This window comes from Pseudomonas sp. SWRI22, from assembly GCF_014268395.2.
Lineage (GTDB): Bacteria > Pseudomonadota > Gammaproteobacteria > Pseudomonadales > Pseudomonadaceae > Aquipseudomonas > Aquipseudomonas paracarnis.
Genome location: NZ_JABWQK020000001.1, coordinates 3,048,637 through 3,070,210, shown reverse-complemented (window position 1 = coordinate 3,070,210; position 21,574 = coordinate 3,048,637). Strand labels below are relative to the sequence as shown.

General features: G+C 60.2%; 24 protein-coding genes. 12 read left to right on the top strand and 12 right to left on the bottom strand.

Annotation, left to right across the window (positions count from 1 at the left end):
- Positions 1-254: 254 nt before the first annotated feature.
- The gene (locus tag HU730_RS13475) at positions 255-1,121 is read left to right on the top strand and encodes a Tim44 domain-containing protein (RefSeq protein WP_186527034.1); all 867 of its coding nucleotides are present in this window, start codon (positions 255-257) and stop codon (positions 1,119-1,121) included.
- Between the two features lie 135 nt (positions 1,122-1,256).
- Complete coding sequence (locus tag HU730_RS13470; protein ID WP_034129154.1) at positions 1,257-1,664, top strand: SMI1/KNR4 family protein; 408 nt, start codon at positions 1,257-1,259, stop codon at positions 1,662-1,664.
- An 82-nt stretch (positions 1,665-1,746) separates the two neighbouring features.
- Here HU730_RS13470 and HU730_RS13465 read toward each other — a convergent pair whose 3' ends face one another.
- The gene (locus HU730_RS13465) at positions 1,747-3,507 is read right to left on the bottom strand and encodes a cation:proton antiporter (protein ID WP_057975224.1); all 1,761 of its coding nucleotides are present in this window, start codon (positions 3,505-3,507) and stop codon (positions 1,747-1,749) included.
- Positions 3,508-3,789: 282 nt separating this feature from the next.
- Here HU730_RS13465 and HU730_RS13460 point away from each other — a divergent pair, with 282 nt between their 5' ends.
- Positions 3,790-4,275, top strand: coding sequence for an acyl-CoA thioesterase (locus HU730_RS13460; RefSeq protein ID WP_003195747.1), 486 nt, complete (start codon positions 3,790-3,792; stop codon positions 4,273-4,275).
- Between the two features lie 62 nt (positions 4,276-4,337).
- On the opposite strand, the gene pdxY is transcribed toward HU730_RS13460, so the two are convergent.
- Positions 4,338-5,210 carry a pyridoxal kinase PdxY gene (gene pdxY, locus HU730_RS13455; protein ID WP_032878650.1) on the bottom strand — a complete coding sequence of 291 codons (873 nt, stop codon included), beginning with the start codon at positions 5,208-5,210 and terminating at the stop codon, positions 4,338-4,340.
- 117 nt (positions 5,211-5,327) lie between these two features.
- Here pdxY and HU730_RS13450 point away from each other — a divergent pair, with 117 nt between their 5' ends.
- Positions 5,328-5,723 (top strand): DUF3301 domain-containing protein, encoded by a 396-nt coding sequence (locus tag HU730_RS13450; protein ID WP_003195752.1) that lies wholly within the window; start codon positions 5,328-5,330, stop codon positions 5,721-5,723.
- Here HU730_RS13450 and HU730_RS13445 read toward each other — a convergent pair.
- From HU730_RS13445 to dksA, 4 genes are read right to left on the bottom strand one after another with little or no spacing between them, the layout of a single operon-like run.
- Positions 5,717-6,679 (bottom strand): CobW family GTP-binding protein, encoded by a 963-nt coding sequence (locus tag HU730_RS13445; RefSeq protein ID WP_096143027.1) that lies wholly within the window; start codon positions 6,677-6,679, stop codon positions 5,717-5,719. The two genes, HU730_RS13450 and HU730_RS13445, sit on opposite strands and share 7 nt — an antisense overlap.
- A 44-nt stretch (positions 6,680-6,723) precedes the next feature.
- Positions 6,724-7,368: a DUF1826 domain-containing protein gene (locus HU730_RS13440; protein ID WP_060763878.1), complete on the bottom strand. Its 645-nt coding sequence runs from the start codon at positions 7,366-7,368 to the stop codon at positions 6,724-6,726.
- Entirely contained in the window at positions 7,368-8,573 is a 1,206-nt protein-coding gene (gene zigA / locus HU730_RS13435) for a zinc metallochaperone GTPase ZigA (protein WP_014720560.1), read from the bottom strand. Before zigA ends, HU730_RS13440 begins: the two co-directional genes overlap by 1 nt.
- A 27-nt stretch (positions 8,574-8,600) precedes the next feature.
- Complete coding sequence (gene dksA, locus HU730_RS13430) at positions 8,601-9,005, bottom strand: RNA polymerase-binding protein DksA (protein WP_034129158.1); 405 nt, start codon at positions 9,003-9,005, stop codon at positions 8,601-8,603.
- Between the two features lie 125 nt (positions 9,006-9,130).
- On the opposite strand from dksA, the gene HU730_RS13425 reads away from it, so the two are divergent.
- Positions 9,131-9,499: a hypothetical protein gene (locus HU730_RS13425; RefSeq protein WP_034129159.1), complete on the top strand. Its 369-nt coding sequence runs from the start codon at positions 9,131-9,133 to the stop codon at positions 9,497-9,499.
- Here the strand turns inward: HU730_RS13425 and HU730_RS13420 are convergent.
- Entirely contained in the window at positions 9,496-10,707 is a 1,212-nt protein-coding gene (locus HU730_RS13420; RefSeq protein WP_186527033.1) for an N-acetylmuramoyl-L-alanine amidase, read from the bottom strand. The genes HU730_RS13425 and HU730_RS13420 overlap by 4 nt on opposite strands.
- Positions 10,708-10,835: 128 nt before the next feature.
- Between HU730_RS13420 and folE2 the strand changes: the two genes are divergently transcribed.
- From folE2 to HU730_RS13390, 6 genes are read left to right on the top strand one after another with little or no spacing between them, the layout of a single operon-like run.
- Complete coding sequence (folE2, locus tag HU730_RS13415; protein WP_186527032.1) at positions 10,836-11,726, top strand: GTP cyclohydrolase FolE2; 891 nt, start codon at positions 10,836-10,838, stop codon at positions 11,724-11,726.
- Positions 11,723-12,391 (top strand): ATP-binding cassette domain-containing protein, encoded by a 669-nt coding sequence (locus HU730_RS13410; protein WP_186527031.1) that lies wholly within the window; start codon positions 11,723-11,725, stop codon positions 12,389-12,391. Before folE2 ends, HU730_RS13410 begins: the two co-directional genes overlap by 4 nt.
- Positions 12,392-13,258 (top strand): metal ABC transporter permease, encoded by an 867-nt coding sequence (locus HU730_RS13405; protein ID WP_034129163.1) that lies wholly within the window; start codon positions 12,392-12,394, stop codon positions 13,256-13,258.
- Between the two features lie 11 nt (positions 13,259-13,269).
- The gene (locus HU730_RS13400; protein ID WP_054916969.1) at positions 13,270-14,148 is read left to right on the top strand and encodes a metal ABC transporter substrate-binding protein; all 879 of its coding nucleotides are present in this window, start codon (positions 13,270-13,272) and stop codon (positions 14,146-14,148) included.
- Positions 14,145-14,705: a DapH/DapD/GlmU-related protein gene (locus HU730_RS13395; protein ID WP_054916971.1), complete on the top strand. Its 561-nt coding sequence runs from the start codon at positions 14,145-14,147 to the stop codon at positions 14,703-14,705. The genes HU730_RS13400 and HU730_RS13395 overlap by 4 nt, the downstream gene beginning before the upstream one ends.
- A gap of 3 nt (positions 14,706-14,708) precedes the next feature.
- Positions 14,709-16,046 carry a dihydroorotase gene (locus tag HU730_RS13390; RefSeq protein WP_186527030.1) on the top strand — a complete coding sequence of 446 codons (1,338 nt, stop codon included), beginning with the start codon at positions 14,709-14,711 and terminating at the stop codon, positions 16,044-16,046.
- Here the strand turns inward: HU730_RS13390 and HU730_RS13385 are convergent.
- On the bottom strand, positions 16,043-16,564 hold the full coding sequence (locus HU730_RS13385; RefSeq protein WP_014720569.1) for a DUF3617 domain-containing protein: 522 nt from the start codon (positions 16,562-16,564) through the stop codon (positions 16,043-16,045). The genes HU730_RS13390 and HU730_RS13385 overlap by 4 nt on opposite strands.
- Before the next feature lie 130 nt (positions 16,565-16,694).
- Here HU730_RS13385 and cls point away from each other — a divergent pair, with 130 nt between their 5' ends.
- Positions 16,695-18,134, top strand: a complete 1,440-nt coding sequence (cls, locus tag HU730_RS13380) for a cardiolipin synthase (RefSeq protein WP_186527029.1) — start codon at positions 16,695-16,697, stop codon at positions 18,132-18,134.
- 134 nt (positions 18,135-18,268) lie between these two features.
- On the opposite strand, the gene cfaB is transcribed toward cls, so the two are convergent.
- The 4 genes from cfaB to HU730_RS13360 all read right to left on the bottom strand — a co-directional run bounded on the left by cfaB (position 18,269) and on the right by HU730_RS13360 (position 21,484).
- Entirely contained in the window at positions 18,269-19,453 is a 1,185-nt protein-coding gene (gene cfaB, locus HU730_RS13375) for a C17 cyclopropane fatty acid synthase CfaB (protein WP_014720571.1), read from the bottom strand.
- 87 nt (positions 19,454-19,540) lie between these two features.
- Entirely contained in the window at positions 19,541-20,329 is a 789-nt protein-coding gene (locus tag HU730_RS13370) for a DNA-binding domain-containing protein (RefSeq protein WP_054896093.1), read from the bottom strand.
- Positions 20,320-21,165, bottom strand: coding sequence for a DUF692 domain-containing protein (locus tag HU730_RS13365; RefSeq protein ID WP_186527028.1), 846 nt, complete (start codon positions 21,163-21,165; stop codon positions 20,320-20,322). The genes HU730_RS13370 and HU730_RS13365 overlap by 10 nt, the downstream gene beginning before the upstream one ends.
- A gap of 67 nt (positions 21,166-21,232) precedes the next feature.
- Positions 21,233-21,484, bottom strand: a complete 252-nt coding sequence (locus tag HU730_RS13360) for a membrane protein (protein WP_003195792.1) — start codon at positions 21,482-21,484, stop codon at positions 21,233-21,235.
- Positions 21,485-21,574: the final 90 nt, after the last annotated feature.

Here is a 21,574-nt window from a genome sequence, read left to right as displayed (position 1 = left end):
TTTTTTGGGGCTGCTGCGCAGCCCAGCGGGAGCAATCTCTGGCCACAATAAGCCCACCATCATGAAACACTGCGTAACATGAAGATTATTGGCCCAGCCTTGTTTTAGAGGCGTGCGGGCCAATATCTGTAATTGGTCCTACAGACCCTTCGGATTTGGTCTTACGCAAAAGCCCGAAACATTATGCCGCTAGCCTCTGCCACGACACCTGTGCAACATGGCGCGCGTGCAATCCACAAATGGGAATTCCCTATATGAAACGTTTTCTTAGCATCGCCATGGCGTTGTGCATCGGCCTGACGATGAGCCTCGACGCCAACGCCAAACGCTTCGGTGGCGGCAAAAGCTCGGGCGCGGCACCGACTCGCCAGACCAGCCAAATGGCTCCATCCGCCGGTGCCGGCGGTGCTGCGGCTACTGCAGGCGCAGCCGGTGCCGCTGGCGCTGCTGCCAAGGCCGGCGGTGCTTCGCGTTGGCTGGGCCCACTGGCCGGCATCGCCGCCGGTGGCCTGCTTGCGTCCATGTTCATGGGCGACGGCTTCCAGGGCATGCAGATCTTCGACATCCTGATCATGGGCGTCATCGCCTTCCTGGTCTTCCGTTTTATCGCCGCCCGTCGCCGCAAGCAGCAGGAGCATCTGGCTCCAGCCGGCGCGCCGATGCAGCGTGAAGCGTTCGAACAGAAGCCTGCCATGGGTTCGATCTTCGGTGGTTCGGCAGCCCCTGCCGCCCGTCCGGTGATCAACGCACCGGCCTGGTTCAACGAAGAGCGTTTCGTCGAGGCGGCCCGCAGCCACTTCCAGTCCCTGCAACAGCACTGGGACGCCAACGAAATGGACAAGATCTCCGAGTTCGTGACCCCGCAGCTGCTGGAATTTCTCAAGCGCGAACGTGCCGAGATCGGTGACGCCTTCCAGTCGACCTACATCGACGACCTGCGCGTACAGCTCGATGGCGTGGATGATCGTGCCGACAAGACTATCGCCACCCTGACCTTCAGCGGCGTGTCGAAGTCCTCGCGCTTCGACCAGGGCGAAGTGTTCAGCGAAAGCTGGAATATGGAACGCGCCCAGGGCGACGACCAGCCATGGCTGGTCGCCGGTATCCGCCAGAACGGCTAATACCTGCGCGTTTGAGCAAGCGGTAACAAAAACCCCGGACATGTCCGGGGTTTTCTATTTCACGGTTGCACTTATAGCGAGCTACTGTATAAAACGCCCCTATAAACCGCGCCATCTAGCAAGAGGATCCCGGCCGTGGAAGAAATCATCGAACAACTGCGTGAAGCCAACGAACCGGTCCCGGTTCCTTTGGAGCTGCCTGACGAAGACCTGCTGGTGGAAATCGAGGAACAACTGTTCATCGACATCCCCTTTGTCTTCCGTGAATTCCTGCTGACCGTCAGTGACGTGGTCTACGGCAGCCTGGAGCCGGTGACCGTCACCGACCCACAGTCCCACACTTACCTGCCAGACGTTGCCGCCAACGCCTGGGATGCCGGTGTTGATCGCAGCCTGATCCCTATCTGCCAGGACGGCGACGACTACTATTGCGTCGAAGAAGACGGCACCGTCGTGCTGTGGTCCGGTGAGGAAGAACTGGTTACTGAAGAAACCTGGGAATCGGTGTGGCACTGGGCACGGGACGTCTGGCTGGAAAGCTGAGTCCCCTGACCTCTGGCAACCGGCTTTTGTGGCGAGGGAGCTTGCTCCCGCTGGGCGGCAAAGCAGCCCCCGCCAACGCCAGTCAGTGTTCCGTATCCTTGTGGTTATCCAGCGTCTCCAGCAACGCAACCTGCATCCGCGTATGCACACGGATAAACCAGCGCCAGAGCACTGCAGCCACCGCCGCCGTGACCACGGCAATCAACACCAGCAACTTGTTGGTCGGCAGAATACTGGCCGACAAGGCTGCCAATAGCAGGAAGATCACCAGCAGCGACAAGAGGGGGATCAGCTCCGCAATCACCCTTCGCACACGTTGGGTATGCCTCCCGGCCATTTCTGGTTTCACGCTCATCTCCGCCAGCAGCATCGACAGCGCCTTGAGCTTGCGATACGCCGCAATCAGAAACGGCAACGACACCAGCAGCGCCCCGCCCCAGATCAACGCCTTCTGCCAACTCTGATCGCTGACCCAGCCCTCGAGATACCCACCGATGCGCTCCGCGAAAAAGCTGCCGGCAAAGAAGATCGCGATCACCAACGCCAGGTTTACCCCGACCTGCAGAATGATCTTGCGGATCATCGCGGCCAACATTGCCCCCTCGCCCTGAGGCTGAATGCTGCGCAGCCATTCGCCATACATGCCGAACACTCGGCTCATACGCTTGGGCATCACCGCCGCGATCTTCAATGACAGCGGGTCCGCGCCACGAATCAGGTAGGGCGTGAGCAGCGTGGTGATCGCCGAAACGGCCACCGCCACTGGGTACAGAAAGTCGCTGGTGACCTGCAGGGTCATCCCCAGCGCTGCGATGATGAAAGAAAACTCGCCAATTTGTGACAGCCCCATACCCACCCGCAGCGAGGTGCGACCATCATTGCCGGCGATAAACGCGCCCAGCCCGCAAGACAGCATCTTGCCCAACACCACGGCCACGGTGATCACCGCAATGGGCCAGGCGTATTGCAGCAGGATCTGCGGGTCGATCATCAAGCCAATCGCCACGAAGAAAATCGCGCTGAACATGTCGCGAACGGGTTCGATCAAGCGTTCGATCTTAATCAACTGCCGGGATTCAGCCATGATCGCGCCGATCAAAAAGGCCCCGAGCACCATGCTGTATTCCAACTTCACCACCAGCAGGCAGAAACCAAAGCACAGCCCCAATACCGTGATCAGCAGCATCTCGTTGCTTTCAAACTTCGCCACATAAGCCAGCAGGCGCGGCACCAGCAAAATACCAATCACCAGCGCAACGATCATGAACAGCGAGAGCTTGCCGACAGTGGAGAACACCTCGCCGGAGCTGACCGTGCCACTCACGGCGATGCTCGACAGCAAGGCAATGATGCCGATACCCAGGATGTCCTCCACAATCAGCACACCGAAAATCAGCTGGGCGAACCGCTGGTCTTTCATCTTCAGGTCGTTGAGAGCCTTGACGATAATGGTGGTCGAGGAGATTGCCAGGATCGCGCCGAGGAACAGCGAGTCCATGGTGCTCCAGTCGAACCAGCGGCCGATCTCGTAGCCGATCCAGATCATCAGTACGATTTCCAGGAACGCCGCGATAAACGCCGTGGCCCCGACTTTGAATAGCTTGCGCAGGCTGAATTCCAGGCCCAGGCAGAACATCAGGAAGATGACCCCCAGCTCCGCCAGGGTCTTGATCGTGTCTTCATCGTGGATCAGGCCAAACGGCGGAGTGTGGGGGCCGATAATGAAGCCGGCGACGATGTAGCCCAACACCACCGGCTGCTTGAAGCGGTGAAACAGGATGGTGACCACCCCTGCCACCAGCATGATCACGGCCAAGTCCTGGATAAAGCTGATGGCGTGCATGGCGAGGGGCTCCTTGAGGGTGCCGGCGCTTTTCCCACTTCCGGCCGCGCCTTTGAAGGGTCGGAAAAGTCTGCCTTGATCGTAAGAAAAGCCCTGAGAAGGGCTTTTGAAGGGTAACACCGCGACTTCTGCTGGAAAGCCGGTGCAATATATGGAAACAGATCGCTGCGCGCGTGACGGCAAGCCGCCTGACGGCGTCCCGTTAGGGATGGCGCTGCAAAGACTTTGAGTACCCGCAGAGGTGCCTCCCCCCAACCAATGCCTACAACCCGTGAGTGTGCTATGGAACCCGGAAACGCCCAGCTGTCGATGACGGTACTGATGACCCCTGACATGGCCAACTTCTCTGGCAATGTGCACGGCGGCACGCTGCTCAAGTACCTCGACGAAGTGGCCTATGCCTGCGCCAGCCGTTATGCCGGTCGTTATGTGGTCACGCTGTCAGTAGATCAGGTGATCTTTCGCGAGCCGATTCATGTCGGTGAGCTGGTGACCTTCCTCGCGTCAGTCAACTACACCGGCAATACGTCGATGGAAGTGGGCATCAAGGTGGTGACCGAGAATATCCGTGAACGCTCGGTGCGCCATACCAACAGCTGCTTCTTCACCATGGTGGCCGTGGACGACCAGCGCAAACCTGCCGCCGTACCGCCGTTGCAGCCGCAGAACAGCGAAGACAAGCGCCGCTTTGTGCAGGCTCAGCAGCGTCGGCAGATTCGTCAGGAACTGGAAAAGCGTTACCGGGAAATCAAAGCCGACGCGCCGTAATTTGTAAACCCAATCAAAATGTGGGAACGGGCTTGCTCGCTCCCACATTGGATTCTGTGTCATTACAGGCTGATCGGTGTGGCTTCGAAGCGCACACGAGGGTGGGCAATACGGTCCTGGGCCCGCACCAGTTCCAGTTCATAACTGGCGCAAGCCTGGGTTTCCAGCAGCACTTCATGCACGGCTGCGGCGGTGAATTCAAAGGCAGCCACCAGGCTATCACCCAACAGCACCCGCGCCAGAAACAGGCCCGACGTCAGGTCGCCCACGCCCACTGGCTGGCGCGGAAACGCCAGCAGGGGCCGGCGCAAGTGCCAACTGCCCTCAGCTGTCACCAGCAGCATTTCAAAACCTTCTGGCAGTTTGCCTGGGTAATCCAGGTGCTTGACCAACACCGCCTTGGGCCCGCGCGCCAGCAAGGCCTTGGCCATCGCCAGGCAATCGAACAGCGATTGCGGCTTGCGCCCGGCAAAACTATCCAGCTCCAGTTGGTTGGGGCACAGGAAGTCCGCCATGGCGGCGGCTTCATCCAAGAGGAAATCGCTGACCTCCTGCGGCACGATGCAACCCTTTTCCGGGTGGCCCATCACCGGGTCGCACAGGTACAGCGCCTTGGGGTTGATCGCCTTGATGCGCGCCACACCGCTGAGGATGGCGCGGCCCTGGTCGGCACTGCCCAGGTAACCGGACAGCACCGCATCACAGTTGCCCAGCTCGCCAATCGCGGCAATACCCTCCACCAGCGCAGGAATTTGCTGCGGCGCCAGCACTTCGCCCGCCCACTGTCCATACTGTGTGTGGTTGGAGAACTGCACCGTGTTGAGCGGCCAGACGTTCACCCCGACCCGCTGCATGGGGAACACGGCGGCGCTGTTTCCGGCGTGGCCGAAGACCACATGAGACTGGATCGCAAGCAGGTGAGGTGTACGTTTCATGCGGGAGATTTCCGTAAAACCGTTGAATTTCTGGCCGAGCAGTATGCGACTAAACGCAGCCTGTACGACAGACCGGCGACACAGTTAAGCTGCGCTCACTTTGTTGGAGTTCATGGAATGCTGACCCTGGGAAACATCTTCGTCTTGATGCTGCTGGCCACCGGCGCCGCCTGGGTTTGGCATAACCACGGCCTGCGTGAACGGGCGCTGGCGCGGGTCAAGCAGCATTGCGCCAAGCTCGATATCGAGCTGCTTGACGGTGCCGTGGCGCTCAAGCGCATCGGTTTCGTCAAGGATGCCAATGGCCGCCGACGCCTGGCGCGCATCTATAATTTCGAGTTCACGGTGACCGGCGAAACCCGGCATGCCGGGGTCATCACCCAATTCGGCGCCCACAGCGCGCAGATCGAACTGGCGCCCTACCCGTTCGAAACCAAGGAGCCGCTGCCCAGCGCCGAGATCATCGAATTGAGCCAGTGGCGCCAGGACCACGCCAGCAAGAAACATCAGTAACGGCAGGCTGCCAGGGCGCTTTGCAATGCGGCCACGTTCTGTGGTGCGCTGAAGATCAACTCAACACGTGAATCGCGCCGCCAAGCGCTGGGTTGCCAGTGCAGTGGGCTGTTATCTACAGCGTTGGCAGACACCCAACCCTCAACGCTGTGGATAACCAATTTGGCACGGCGCCAGCCCAAACTCGATAGCCACTGATGCAGACGGCTGACATCGAATCGCTGGCTTGGGTGCCAGCGCCAGCCGATGCTCCAGCCGCCCTCCTGGCTCTGACTCAGACAGATCGGCAGCCCCGGGTCGCTCCAGATCGCCGGCATTTGCCCCACCGCTTCAGGCACGCCGAGATTATCCACCGCTACGTGGGCCTGTGCTTTCAAACCGGGCAACCGGTCGAGTGGCAGTTGCGCCTGGCGTGTCCAATGGAGCGGGCAATCGGGTAATTGCGCTTCAATCGCCTGACGTTGCACCGCAGTCAGCGTCTCGTCCTTGTTCAACACCAGCAGACCGGCACTGGCTAACGCCTCCTGTTGTGCTTGCGGCAACGGCCTGCCCGCCGCCAACGCCTGGGCATCGAGTACCAGCACGCAAGGCTGCACGGCCAGCACGTTTTGCCATGGTGCGTGCCGCAGTTGCTTGAGCAATTGCGCCGGATGGCCCAAGCCTGAGGGCTCGATAAACAACCGGTCCGGCTTAGCCTTACGCAACAAGCGGCCCAGCCCTACCTGGAACGGTGCACCGTTCACACAGCACAAACAGCCGCCAGCCACCTCGCCCAAGGCGATGCCGTCATCGTCTTGTGTGAGTAGGGCTGCGTCCAGGCCGATCTGGCCGAACTCGTTGATCAGCACCGCCCAGCGCTCGTTGGCCTGGCGCTGGGCAAGCAGGTGCTTGATCAGGCTGGTCTTGCCGGCGCCCAATGGCCCTGCAATCACATGGGTAGGAATGTTCTGCAACATGAGAGGCATCGTTCAGGCCGTGTAGAGCGTTTGATCCTACGCGGTTATGCCAGCCAATCCAGTGTCAGGATCAACCGTCGCTCATCGGCCTTGAGCACTGGCGAGCGGTGGATCAGCCCATGTCCTTCATTGCCGTGCCATTTGGTGCCTTTAAGCAGCGCCACTTCACCGCAATGGATCTGCTCGATGCGCTCAGTGGGCTCGGCATCCGCCTGGCTCAATGTGCGCCGGTCCATAACGCCTTCGCGCAACCATTGGCTACCGATACCGGCGTAGGTGGTGATCAGCCGAACAGGCACGTGATCAACGTGAAAACGCGGACACATGGCCTTGTCCAATAGCCGTAAACGCACGCCGATGCGCTTGGCGCCCAGCAGGCAGGCGAATGCACTGACCAGCCACGACACATCGGCGATAAACCCATCGTAGCCTTCAAGATCGCGACAACTGGACGCCAAACCCTGCAAGTTCGGCACGGAGTCTTCGCTAACCAATTCGACCACCATGGACTCGGCCAACGGTTCATTGAGCGCCACCAGCAAAGCGCCAAACTCAGCGATATGCAGGGGCAGTTGGCGCTGCCAGATTGCCAGGTTGACGCCGTCGTTGAGGATATCGGACAGCGCCAGCGGCGTTTCTCCACAGCTTTGGCGGATGACAGGGCGTAGGGGAATGACCGGGGCCAGCATCAGGCGACCTGCTCGTACCAAGGGCCAAACGGGTCGGGTAGCTGGCGCCAACCTTCGACACCCAGGGCCATTTCTTCGTCGGTGAGCAAGCAGGCGTCCAACTCGGTACGCATCTGGGCAAAGTCGATGTTTTGCCCGATAAACACCAGTTCCTGACGGCAGTCACCCGTGCTCAACTGCCAGTTAGCCATGATCGCCGCCACGCTTTCTTCGTCCTGAGGCCACTGGCTTTTCGGCACAAAGCGCCACCAACGCCCGGCAAACCCATGGCGCATCAACCCGCCCGCCTGGGACCAACTGCCCGCATCCTGATGTTTGCTGGCCAACCAGAAGAAACCCTTGGAGCGCAACAGCTTGCCGTTGACCCAGGGGCGGTCGATAAAGTCGAAAAACCGCTGTGGATGGAACGGCCGGCGCGCACGGTAAGCCGTGGACGCTATGCCGTATTCTTCGGTTTCCGGCACATGCTCACCGCGCAATTCCTGCAACCAGCCCGGGGCCTGGGCGGCGCGTTCGAAGTCGAAACGGCCAGTGTTGAGGATTTTGTTCAGCGGCACTTCGCCCATAACCATCGGGATGATTTCCGCCTGGGCGTTGAGGCGCTCGAGGATGGCCATCAGTTCTTCGCGCTCACGGCTGCTGATCAGGTCGATCTTGCTGATCAGGATGACGTCGGCGAATTCGATCTGTTCGATCAACAGGTCGGTGATGGAACGTTCATCCTCCTCACCGAGGGTTTCGCCCCGTGAAGCCAGGCTTTCGGCGGCCTGGTAGTCGAGCAGGAAATTCATACCGTCGACCACAGTGACCATCGTGTCCAGGCGTGCAATGTCGGCCAGGCTTTGCTCGTTTTCATCGCGAAAAGTGAAGGTTTCGGCCACGGGCAAAGGTTCGGAAATACCGGTGGATTCGATCAGCAGGTAATCGAAACGACCTTCTTTGGCGAGTTTTCCCACCTCTTCAAGTAAGTCTTCACGCAAGGTGCAGCAGATGCAGCCATTGCTCATCTCCACCAGCTTTTCTTCCGAACGATTGAGCGTGACATCACGCTGCACCTCGCTGCCGTCGATGTTGATTTCGCTCATGTCGTTGACGATCACCGCCACCCGCAGGTTGTCGCGGTTGCGCAGGACATAGTTGAGCAGAGTGCTTTTACCGGCACCGAGAAAGCCGGACAACACGGTCACAGGGAGACGATTGGGCATCAGGTATTCCTCATCAAGGTTGGCCGGTCAAACTGCCCGTCTATGGCGTTCGCGCAGCTCTTCACGTTCTTTGGCTTCGATACATAAGGTGGCGGTGGGACGCAGCAGCAGGCGTTGCAGGCCGATGGGTTCGCCGGTTTCACGGCACCAGCCGTATTCGCCACGAGCCAGCAGCTCCAAGGCGTCGTCGATCTTGTCCAATAGCTTCTTTTCACGCTCCAGCAGGCGCAGTTGCCATTGGCGTTGCTCTTCGGCACTGCCGATATCCGCCAGATCGCTGTTGGTTTCCTGCTCGCGCAGCGCCTGGAACTCTGCGTCGATACGGGCTTGCAGGTCATCGCGCTGAGCCAGCAGCAGTTCGCGGAAGAAGCGCTGCTGGGCCTCATTCATGTAGTCGGCCGCTGGTTGGGCCAAAAGGTCGTGTTCGGTCATGGAAGCGGTTCGCGGGTCGGGCTGTGCATTTATGTTATAGTATAACAATACAAATAAGCCAATCCCTCTTGCTCGCCGCGACGAAGGGCGCAATGCTGGGTCACCTGCCTATGTTGAGAACCTCGATGAAATACCTGCTGTGCGCGCTGCTATTGGCAGTCGCCGGGCCTGCCTGCGCCCAGGCACCCAGCCTGTTGGCCAACTGCACACGCAGCGCCAACCTGCTGGCGTGTGTGGACCCGTTGGGCAATGCCTATAGCGTGGCAACCGTCGGCAGCACTACGTATCTGCGCGGTTTCGAAGTGATCGGCAAACGCTATTGGGCGCAGACCAACAGCCGTTATGGGCAACTGACGTTTTTTACCGGGTTGGCATCGGATGGCGAGGCGTGGGTCGGCTACACGCGGCGCGTGGGCTGGACCACCATCAACCGGTTTTCCAGCTCAGGGGGCGCCAGCGCCAAGTTCACTTGCAGCCGAATGACCGGCTGTTAGACCTGGCTGTTTTTCTGCGCCTGCACCCAGGCCATGTAGCTGTTCATGGGTGGGTTCTTCTGGAAGTAACGCTTGAGTCCTTCGAAAAGGCCATCCGCCACCGCCTGTTGATGGCGCGCCGTCACCAGCCGCTGGGCATCCCGAGGGTTGGAAATGAAACCCGTCTCCACCAGGATTGAAGGCACGTCCGGTGACTTGAGCACGGCGAACCCCGCCTGCTCCACACGTTTCTGATGCAGGCTGGTGATGTTTTGCAGACTGCCCAATACCGAGCTACCCAGTTGCAGGCTGGAGGCGATGGTCGCATTCATCGACATGTCGAGAATGACCCCGGCCAGCATCGGATCCTTGTCCTTCAGATTGAGCAAGGTGGTGGCGCCCAGCAAGTCGGCGCCATTTTCGCGTTGGGCCATGAAGCGGGCCGTGGCGGAGGTGGCGCCCCCTTCAGACAACGCATACACCGAAGCGCCCGACGCGGTCAGCCGTGGCGCGGCGTCGGCATGTACCGAAATAAACATATCGGCCTTGTGCTGACGGGCGATGTCCACGCGCTTGCGCAGCGGCACGAAGAAGTCGTCGTTGCGCACCAGTTTTACGTCAAAACCCTTTTCGCGCTTCAAGCGTTTAGCCAACAACTGGGCAATCGACAGCACCACATCTTTTTCGCGCTGGCCCTTGGAGCCAATGGCACCTGGGTCTTTGCCGCCATGGCCAGGGTCGACCACCACGATGATGTCGCGCTTGGGATGCGCCTTGTCTACCGGCGTCACCAAGGGTGCCGGCTCAGCGGCGATTTGACGGGGCGCACGGGTCGCGTTGGTCAAATCCAACACCAGGCGATGGCCTTGGCCATCCTGGGGCGGCAGCACGAAGCTGTTGAGCTGCATGGGCTCGACCAGGTCCAGCACGATGCGCGTATCGCTCTTGCCGAAATGCCCGGAACGGATCGAGGTGATCCCACTATTCTCCAACGCCAATTGGGAAAAGTCGCCGCTGAGCCCGGCGCCACTCAAGTCGATGATCAAGCGGTCCGGTGAGGTCAGGGAAAAGGTCTTGTATTGCACCGGGCCGCTGAGGTCGAACACCAGGCGCAGCTTGTCCTCCGAGCGCCACAGGCGTGCATTGCGAATCTGCGTGGCGTAAGCCCCCAAAGGCAAGGCGAACAAGGGGCTGACCAGCAGCAGGTTGAGGAGCTGACGTCGGTGCATGGCATATACCGCAGATAAAGGAGTGTCCCTACTCGATATGACTGAACAAAGGCTGGAGCAGAAAATTCATCGTAGCTCGTATTGTTATACTATAACATGTCGAATCATTTCCAACGATGGACCTGCTTATGAATGCGCTGACTCTGCCGGACATTGCCGCGCAGGCTTCACGCCAAGCCTTGCCACTCGACTGGGTGGGTATGTGCGGCATCGCCTTGCCGATCCTGATTGACGGTCAACACCTGGCCGCCACCGCTGACGCGGGCGTAAGCCTGGACGACGGCACGGCCCGTGGCATTCATATGTCACGCCTGTACCTGGCTCTGGAAATGCTCGATCAACAGCCGCTGACACCTGCACTGCTGCGTAATGTACTGCAGCGTTTTCTCGACACACATGAAGGTTTATCTAAGAACGCTTACCTGCGCATCCACACCCAGTTGTTGCTTAAACGACCCGCCCTGGTCAGTCCGCTAGCCGGCTGGAAGAGCTACCCGATGAGCATCGAAGCGCGTCTGGAAAACCAGATGTTCCACGTGGAACTAAAAATTGACGTTACTTATTCCTCAACCTGCCCTTGCTCCGCCGCACTCGCCAGGCAGTTGATTCAGCAGCAATTTGTGGATGATTTCGCCAACACGCCGTTGCAGCACGAAGCGCTGCTGACCTGGCTCGGCAGTGCCAACGGCATCGTCGCCACACCCCATAGCCAACGCAGCAGCGCGCAGTTGCACGTTCAGTTGCAAGGTACTGACCTGCCGATAATCGACTTGATCAACGCTGCCGAAGCCGCGCTCGGTACCGCCGTACAAACCGCGGTGAAACGCGCAGACGAACAAGCCTTCGCCCTGGCCAACGGGCAGAACCTGATGTTCTGCGAAGACGCCGCTCGCCGCCTGAACCTCGCCTTGAAACGCTCGGATGCCATCAAAGCCTTCCACCTCAAAGTGATCCACGCCGAAAGCCTGCACGCGCACGATGCCGTGGCTGAAAGCCGCTGGACGAGAGACTTTGCATGATCACCTGTAACTCTTTGCGCTGGGGTGCCCCTGGGCAACCGCTCACCCCGGCACTGGATTTGACCCTGGAAAAAGGCAGCCTCACCGGCATCATCGGCGCCAATGGCACAGGCAAGAGCAGCCTGCTCAAAGTCATCGCCGGCCTGCAAAAGCCGCTGGCGGGAAAGGTCATTGTGGATGTTCCACGCCGTGGCGGCCTGGCATTCCTGCCCCAGCAGCAACACTTGGACCGCCAGTTCCCCATCAGCCTGCAAGAGCTGGTCGCTGCCGGTTTCTGGGGCACCCAACACACCGCGCAACAACGCAGCCAACGCCTGCACGCGGTACTCGAAGACTGGTGCCTGACTGGCTTGGAACACCGACCGTTGATGGCATTGTCCGGAGGCGAATTGCAGCGCGCCCTGCTGGCACGCATGAGCCTGGCCGACGCATCCGTCCTGCTGCTCGACGAACCTCACGCAGCCCTCGATGAGGACGGTCAGGCGCTGTGCTGGAAACACATCCACGCTTGGCACAACGAAGGCCGCACCTTGGTGATCGTCTGCCATGACCTGGCCTCCGTGCGTCACCACACCCAGCACGCACTGCAGATCAAAAACACCGGCTGCGTATTCGGCTCCAGCAAAGAGCTGATCCGCCCGCAACCGCAGATGCAGGTGGCCTGAATGCACTTCACTGCCCACTTATGGATGCCGTTTCATGAGTTCGTCTTTATGCGCCGCGCACTCATCGGCGGTTTGGTACTGGCTTGCAGCACCGCGCCGCTAGGAGTGTTTCTGATCCTGCGGCGCATGAGCCTGATCGGTGATGCGGTGGCCCACGGCATCCTGCCCGGCGCTGCCCTAGGTTTCTGGTTCGCCGGCCTGAGCCTGCCCGCGCTGACCCTCGGCGGCCTGGGTGCAGGCCTGAGCATGGCCGGCCTGGCCGCGTGGATCACCCGCCGCACCGGGCTGCGCGAAGACGCCAGCCTCGCCGCCATCTACCCCATCTCTTTGGCCGCCGGCGTGCTGATCCTGGGCCTTGCCGGCAAGCGTCTGGACCTGCTGCACCTGCTGTTCGGCTCCGCCCTGGCCGTGGATCAAACCACACTGACCGGCATGCTCTGGGTCTCGGGTTTTAGCCTGATCGCTATGGCGCTGATCTACAAACCGCTGCTGCTGGACACCCTCGACCCGCTGTTCCTGCAAACCGTCAGCCGCCGCGGGCCCCTCGCCCATGGCGTGTTCCTGACCCTGGTGGTGCTGAACCTAGTGATCGGTTTCCAGGCCATCGGCGCGTTGATGGTGGTCGGCTTGATGATGTTGCCGGCCATCGCCTCACGCTTCTGGAGTCGACGCCTGCCAGTGCTGATCGGGGTATCGGCGCTGCTGGGATGCCTGTCGGTGTGGTTGGGCCTGCTGCTGTCGTTCTACTACTCACTGCCCAGCGGCCCGGCGATCGTGCTGGTGGCAGGCGCTGGGTATTTGTTGTCCGTGGTGTTCGGTCCGGTGCACGGCTTGTTGCGCCGCCCGCCTTTGCTCACATCCCAATGAGGTGTTTCCCGATGCGCGCTCTATTCGTGCTGTTCAGTCTGCTGCTGCCGCTTTCGATGGCCCACGCCGCCGACAAACTGCAAGTGGTCACCAGCTTCAGTATTCTCGATGACATCACCCACCAGATCGGTGGCGAGCATATCCAGATCAGCAACATGGTCGGTCCGGACGCCGACGCCCATACCTATGAACCCACGCCGGACGACGCCAAGGCACTGCTCAAGGCCAAGGTCATCATCAAGAACGGCCTCGGTTTCGAGCCGTGGCTGGACCGCCTGGTCACCAGCACCGAAACCAAGGCAACGGTGGTCACCGCCAGCAAAGGTGTGATTTCCCACACCATGGACGAGGATGGCGAAACTATTCCCGACCCGCACGCCTGGCACAACCTGGCCAACGCCGAAATTTATGTGAGCAATATCACCAAAGCGCTGGTAGCCGCCGACCCTGCCAACAAGACCGCCTACCTGAGCAACAGCCAGGCCTACCTCAAGCAAATCCATAGCCTGCTGGACGAGGCCAAGGCCAAGTTCGGCGCCCTGCCACCGGGTAACCGCCGCATCGTCACTTCCCACGACGCTTTCGGTTACCTGGGCCAAGCCTATGGCATCCAGTTCCTCGCACCCCAGGGCTTGTCCACCGAACGTGACCCTTCGGCCGCAGAAGTTGCCGCACTGATCACCCAGATTCGCAAGGACAAGGTCAAAGCCGTGTTCATGGAAAACATCAAAGACTCGCGCCTGCTCAAGCAGATCGCTGACGAAAGCGGCGCACAGATCGGCGGCACGCTGTACTCCGACGCCCTCGCCGCAGAAGGCCCGGCCAGCACCTTTATCGGGCTGTTCGAATACAACCTCAACACCCTGTGCGCCGCACTGAGCCAGCCATGATCCGCAAAAATCCTTCCGGCGACCTGCCGGTGATTGCCGAATCGGCCTACGTCGACAAGACCGCGATCATCTGCGGCAAAGTCATCATCGGTGAGAACGTGTTCGTTGGCCCTTACGCCGTGATCCGCGCCGACGAAGTGGATGCCAGCGGCGCCATGGACCCGATCACCATCGGTGCCAACTCCAACATCCAGGACGGCGTGGTCATCCACTCCAAATCCGGCGCAGCAGTGACCATCGGAGAATTCACCTCTATCGCTCACCGCTCCATCGTCCACGGCCCCTGCACAGTGGGCGACCGCGTGTTTATTGGCTTCAACAGTGTGCTGTTCAATTGCGCCGTGGGCGATGGGTGCGTGGTGCGCCACAACTCGGTGGTCGACGGCCGCGACCTGCCCGCCGCTTTCTACGTGCCCTCCACCACGCGTATCGGCCCCAACACCGACTTGTCGCACTTCCCGCCGGTGAGTGTCAGCGCCTCGGAGTTTTCCGAAGACGTGGCACGCACCAACGTCGACCTGGTGCGCGGCTACAAAGCCCTGCAAAACGAGTTCTGAACCATGAGCCGCCTGCTGATCCGCAACGCCCGCCTGGTCAACGAGGGCCAGGTATTCGACGCCGACGTACTGATCGCCAATGGTCGTATCGAGAAGATTGCCGCCAGCATTCAAGGCGATAACGAACCGGTGGAAATCGATGCCAACGGCCAGTGGCTACTGCCAGGGATGATCGACGACCAGGTGCATTTTCGCGAACCCGGCGCGCCGGAAAAAGGCAGCTTCTACAGCGAATCCCGCGCGGCGGTGGCCGGCGGTATCACCAGCTTCATGGACATGCCCAACACCCAACCGGCCACCCTGAACCTGGAAGCCCTTGCCGATAAAAAGCGTCGTGCCGCACTGCATTCAGTGGCCAACTACGGCTTTCATTTCGGCGTGAGCAACGACAACCTCGACATCGTCGCCAACCTAGACCCCCGTCAAGTGGCGGGGGTCAAGGTGTTCATGGGCGCCTCCACCGGCAATATGCTGGTGGACGACCCACGCATTCTGGAGCGCCTGTTTGCCGAGGTGCCAACCATTCTGCTCGCTCATTGCGAGCACACGCCCAGCATCCTGGCCAACGAGCAGCGCCTGCGCGAACGCTTCGGCGAGCATATTCCCGCCGTCGCCCACCCGCTGATCCGCGATGCCGAGGCCTGTTATCGCTCGTCATCGTTTGCCGTTGAATTGGCCAAACGCCATGGCACGCGTCTGCATGTGTTGCATCTGACCACCGCTCGCGAACTGGCGTTGTTCGAAGACAAGCCCCTGGCCGACAAGCACATCACCGCCGAGGTCTGCCTGCACCACCTGCTGTTCGATGACCGCGATTACCACCGCCTCGGCCACCAGATCAAATGCAACCCGGCGATCAAGACCCGCGCCGACCGCGACGCGCTGCGCCTGGCGTTATTGAGTGATCGTCTGGATGTGATTGGCACCGACCATGCGCCGCATACCTGGGCGCAAAAACTGTTGGGTTATCGGCAAGCGCCCTCGGGCATGCCTCTGGTGCAGCATGCCCTGCCGGCGTTACTGGAGTTGGTGGCCGACGGGCATTTGCCCCTGACCACTCTGGTAGCCAAGACCAGCCACCGCGTGGCCGACCTGTTTGCCATTGCTGATCGCGGCTACGTGCGCGAGGGCTACTGGGCCGACCTGGTACTGATCAAACCGGAGCCTGCTGGCAAGCCGGTCAACAGCCAGCCTATCCTCGCCCGCTGCGGCTGGACACCCTTTGCAGAACGCAGCTTTCGCCACAGCGTGAGTACCACACTGGTCAGCGGCCACTTGGCCTGGCACAACGGCCAAGTGGTCAACAGTTGCCAGGGCTTGCCCCTGCAGTTTGGGCGTTAAGCGCGGGGTTTGACCGAACCGCAATCGTTGCCCAGCCACTGGGCGTGGCTGTCCAGGCTACCCTTCTGCTGGATCCCGGTGGCATTGAAGGTACCGTTGACGCTGGTGGTGAATTCTTTCTGGCTCTGGAACGTTGCCACGCCAGTGCCCTGGGCTTTCGGGCAACTGAAACGGAATTTCCACTGGTTGCCGCTCTTGTCGGTGACTTCCTGTTTGCAGCCCGATTGAGGGTCGGTCAGGGGGATCGAATCGGAGGCCACCTGAGCCGGGGTCAGGCACACCTGTACGCCTTTACCGGCCATGTTGATGCCTTGCTTTTCGAGCATGGCGCGCTGTTCAGGGGTCATCTGTTGCTTGAGTTGACCGAGGATCAGCGACAAGTCCGGCAGGTCCTGGTTATCGACTTTCATATTGCTGGTGGTCAATTCCCACAAGCCCGGCGCCAGCATCTGCGCCTGCGCCGCCACAGGCAGCGACAAACCAACAACCATGGCCAAACCAAGCAGACGAGCATTCATCGGGTAACTCCTGGGTAATTGTGGGCGTTAGACGTCGCAAAGCAGCCAGTGTTGCATGGCAAATAAAATAGCGACATTCACAGCCGTTCATGGTCTGTTACGCACTGGACTGCCTGGAGTTACGTCGTTCATGGATTTCTTTGGCCCGCACCTGCTCGCCTACGTCATTGCCACGCTGCACTTTCTCGGAACGCTCGCCGCGATCCACGCAGTACTGACCGTGCGCACCGCACAAGGCTCGATTGCCTGGGCGTTGTCACTGATGTTCATGCCCTACCTGACGCTGATCCCCTACCTGATTTTTGGCCGCAGCACCTTCGACGCGTACATCCAGGCCCGTCGCCAGGCCAACCAGGAAATGCACACGGCCATCACCGAACTGAACTGGCGCCCGTGGGTGGAGGAAGCGCTTGCGGCGCGCAACTCCAGCGCCTACGCCTCCTTGCGCGCCATGCCCAAGCTGGGCCGCATGCCCTGCCTGGCCAACAACGAAGTGCGCCTGTTGATCAATGGCGATGCCACCTTCGGCGCGATCTTCGAGGCTATTCGTAACGCAAAGACCGCCGTGCTGTTCCAGTTTTTCATCATTCACGATGATGAACTGGGCCGCCAATTGCAGGCCCTGTTGAAGGAAAAAGCCGCTCAGGGCGTGGCCATTTACGTCCTGTACGACCGCATCGGCAGCCACGCCCTGCCCCATCGTTATGTGCAAGCGCTGCGTGACGCAGGCGTGCAGGTCAAGGCATTCGCCACCCGCAGTGGCTGGCTCAATCGCTTCCAGGTCAACTTCCGTAACCATCGCAAGATCGTCGTGGTGGACGGCATCACCGGTTTTGTCGGCGGGCATAACGTAGGCGATGAATACCTGGGTAAAAAACCGCCCCTGGCGCCATGGCGCGATACCCATATGCAGGTCACAGGCCCGGTGGTGGCTTGCCTGCAGGAGTCGTTTGCGGAGGACTGGTTCTGGGCCGCACGGGAACTGCCGCCGCTGATCCTGCCGGATGCCTACCCGGAAGACGGCGTGCTCTGCCAGTTGCTCGCCAGTGGGCCAGCGGACCCTTATGAAACCTGCTCGCTGTTTTTCGTCGAGGCCATCCATGCGGCGACCGAGCGCGTGTGGATCACCAGCCCCTACTTCATCCCCGACGAGGCGGTATTTGCCGCCCTGCGCCTGGCGGTATTGCGCGGAGTCGATGTGCGCCTGCTGCTGCCGTCACGGCCCGACCACCGCATCGTATATGCCGCGTCCAGCCTGTATGCCAACGAAGCGGTGCGCGCGGGCGTGCGGGTGTTTCGCTACACGCCGGGCTTTTTGCATCAAAAGGTGGTGTTGGTGGACAGCGAAATCAGCGCAATTGGCAGTGCCAACATGGACAACCGTTCGTTCCGGCTGAATTTTGAAGTGATGCTGCTGACGGTGGATGAAGCCTTCGCCAGCCAGGTTGAGCAGATGCTGCTGGACGACTTTGCCCTGGCCCATGAAGTCAGCCAGGAAGAAAGCCGCGAGACCCGTCGCCTGCAACAACTGGGGATGCGCGTGGCGCGCTTGATCTCACCCATCCTCTAACCGCCAACACACAACCAATAATGTAGGAGCGAGCTTGCTCGCGAAAAACTCACAGGCGCCGCGTTCATTCAGCTAGTACGCGTTATCGTTGACGTTTTTCGCGAGCAAGCTCGCTCCTACGGTTTTGAGCGTGATCAGCGGTAGAGGTCTTCCCGCGTCCACGGCAGTTCATGCCCGCCATCGGCATGGGGTTTCACTGCCAGTATCTGGTGCAGATTGATCCAGCCTCGGGCAAACGCATAAGCGCAGCCAGCCAGGTACAGCCGCCAGATGCGTAGCGCCTGTTCCGGTACCATCTTCGCCGCTGCTTCCAGGTTGTCTTCCAGGCGTTCGCTCCAATGGTCCAATGTGCGGGCGTAATGCATACGCAGGCTTTCGACATCGACCACTTCCAGCCCTGCTTCACTGATCTCGGCGGTCATCATGGCCAGGTGCGGCAGTTCGCCGTTAGGGAACACGTAGCGCTCGATAAACTCGCCGGCGCCACGGCCTACGGGGCGGCCATCGGTGTGCTTGGCGGTAATGCCATGGTTCATCACCAGACCACCTTCACGCACTGCGCCGAACAGGGTCCGGCAGTACTGCGCCAGGTTGGCGTGGCCGACGTGTTCGAACATGCCCACGCTCACCACTTTGTCGAAACGGCCGTCCTGGGGCAGGTCGCGGTAGTCGAGTAATTGCAGGTCGACCTGGTCTTCCAGGCCTTCGGCTTTCACCCGCTCCTTGGCCAGCGCCAGTTGTTCCTTGCTCAAGGTGATGCCGAACACCTTGACCCCGAACTCCCGCGCGGCATAGCGCGCCAGCCCGCCCCAGCCGCAGCCCACATCCAGCAGATATTCACCCGGCTGCAGCCGCAACTTGCGGCACAGGTGGCGGAATTTGTCTTGTTGGGCCTGGTCGATCGACTCGCTGCCGGTTTCGAAATAACCGCAAGAGTAGGCCATGTCCTGGTCCAGCCATAGCTGGTAGAACTCGTTGGACAGGTCGTAATGGTAGGAAATGGCCGCCGCGTCGGTGGCCTTGTCGTGAATCGAGCGCACCGGACGACTCTCCTCGTCGTCATCGACCAAGGCGTGACTCAACTCGTCACATACCCTGATCACTTCGGTGATGGAGCCTTCCAGCTCCAGCTTGCCCTCGACGAAGGCTTCGCCCAGTGAGTCGAGCGTTGGATGGGTCAGCCTGGATACAACCGTGGGATCCTTGACCACGATGGTGACGCTGGGCTCAGGGCCCAAGTTGAATTCATGGCCGTCCCAGAGTCGAAGACGCAGCGGTAGCTGAAGATTCTGTAAGGCCGGTGGAAGTTGCGCGAGCATGAGTAGTCCCCCCTAGTTTCAGACGTCTGCTGTGAGGGTAGACCATGCCAAACAAAGTAGGAAGCTATCGAATGAATAGCTCCCCTTCTATGGCGCTCGGCGCTCGAGCAAACCTTCCTGGACCCACTGTTTCAGCCAAGTGGCCGCTTGCAGCGACGCCCCCTCTGAATAAGTGACCGCCAGCTCAATACACAGTTCTGAAAAATTCCAGCCCATGGTCACCATGCCCGACAGCGCACAGGCTTCAGCGGCTTCCAGGCTGCGGTAGTGGCAGCGGTTCTGGTTGCGCCACACCAGGCAGATTTGCGCCGGTTCCAGCGCCTGGCTGCCGGGGAAATCCGACTCATCCTTGCTGGCTCGCCAGATCGCCACCGTGTTGAAACGGCAAAGCAGCTGCTGCACCGAAGGCGCCAGCGCAACCTGCAAGGTGGGCCAGTCTTCAGGCGCCAAATGCGCCATGTCATTCAAGGTCAGCGGCTCCCCTTCGGCGGCGTCAAACGCCAAGGTGAACGCCCACTCCAGGCGTGCCAACTCAGCCAAAGGCGCACTTTGCGCAGCCATCAAATGCTCAACGATAAACATCGCAAAGCGCTCGCCCAACCAGCGCACGCTGTAATGGGCCGACGGATAACGGCGGATGTAGGCCTCGGTCAGTGAGCAAAACTGCTCATCTCCCAGCCAATACCAGATGGCACCGAAGTCATGGCGCAGTACCTCTTGCAGACGCGACAGGTAAGCGTTGTGGTAAATCGCCAGGCCGGTGTCCACATCCAATGTCGGCCCTCCCAGCAAGGTGGCGGCAAAGCCACTGCTGGCCGCGGGCGCTTCGGATAATAGATGCTGTTCAAACGCCAACTGCCAGTCGATCAGGCGCATAACGCTCTCCGGGCCAAGGCGCTGGCACCCAACTCACGGGCTTTGTTCAACTCGGTGAGCAACTCTTCGAAGGGCGGAAAATGGTCATCGCGTTCCAACAAGGTCGACACTGGGCCCAAATGCTCCAAAGTTTGCTGATAAAGCGCCCACACCGGGTCGCACACTGGATGGTCATGGGTATCGACCACATAGTCGCCATAATCCATATGCCCCGCCAAGTGTAGTTGGCGAATGCTTTCGGCTGGCAGGTTACGAATGAACGTCCAGGCATCAAAGCCATGGTTGCGTGCGCTGACGTAGACGTTGTTGACGTCCAGCAGCAACTGGCATCCGCTCAGGTGGGCCAAGGCGTTGAGGAACTCCCACTCGGTGAATTCATCCGCCTTGGAACGCACGTAGCTTGAGACATTTTCCAGCACCAGCGGGCGCTGCAACACGTCCTGCACCTGACGCACGCGGCCGGCCACGTGGTAGAGGCTTTCTTCGGTGTAAGGCAGGGGCAGCAAGTCATGTAACTGATGCGCGCTGCCACGGCTCCAGCACAGGTGATCGGAAATCCACGCCGGCTGAATGCGCTCTGCGAGCTGTTTGATGTCGTTCAGGTAATCCGTATCGAGGGCATGTGGCCCGCCGATGGACAACGACACACCGTGCATCACCAAGGGGTAACGTTCGGCTATCGCATCCAGGTAGTACAAGGCCTTGCCGCCCTGCACCAGGTAATTCTCGGAGATCACTTCGAACCAATCCACGGCCGGCGACTGTTCTAGGATCTGGTGGTAGTACTCACTGCGTAAACCCAGGCCGTAACCCAGACTTGGAAGGGACGCGGACATGACTCACTCCAGGGCAAAGTGTCCGCAGCGGTAGCAGGCAGCCGCCGCGGTTGCACTTGTTTGCCGGTTACTCGCCGACTTTACCGCCAGCAGCGTCGCAGGCCGATTTGGTCATGGCCTTGAAGCCCATCCCTTTACACTCGCCCTGGCCCTTGCACGCGTGGTCCTTGGTTTTGCAGTCGTTCATACCTTTGCAGGAGGTCACGCCGTAGCAGTGAACGGTGGCGTCTGCCGCTTGTACCTGGGTGGCCACACCCGCGAACAGAGAAGCAGCGGCCATTGCGAGGGCGGCACCAGCAGCAGCGGATTTAATGCTCATTGTTGTATTCCTCATGATCAGTAGTGGAGCCGGTCCGAACGGATTGTTCAGTCTCGACACAGCACTAGAGTGAGGCCTCCTGTCGGCGTT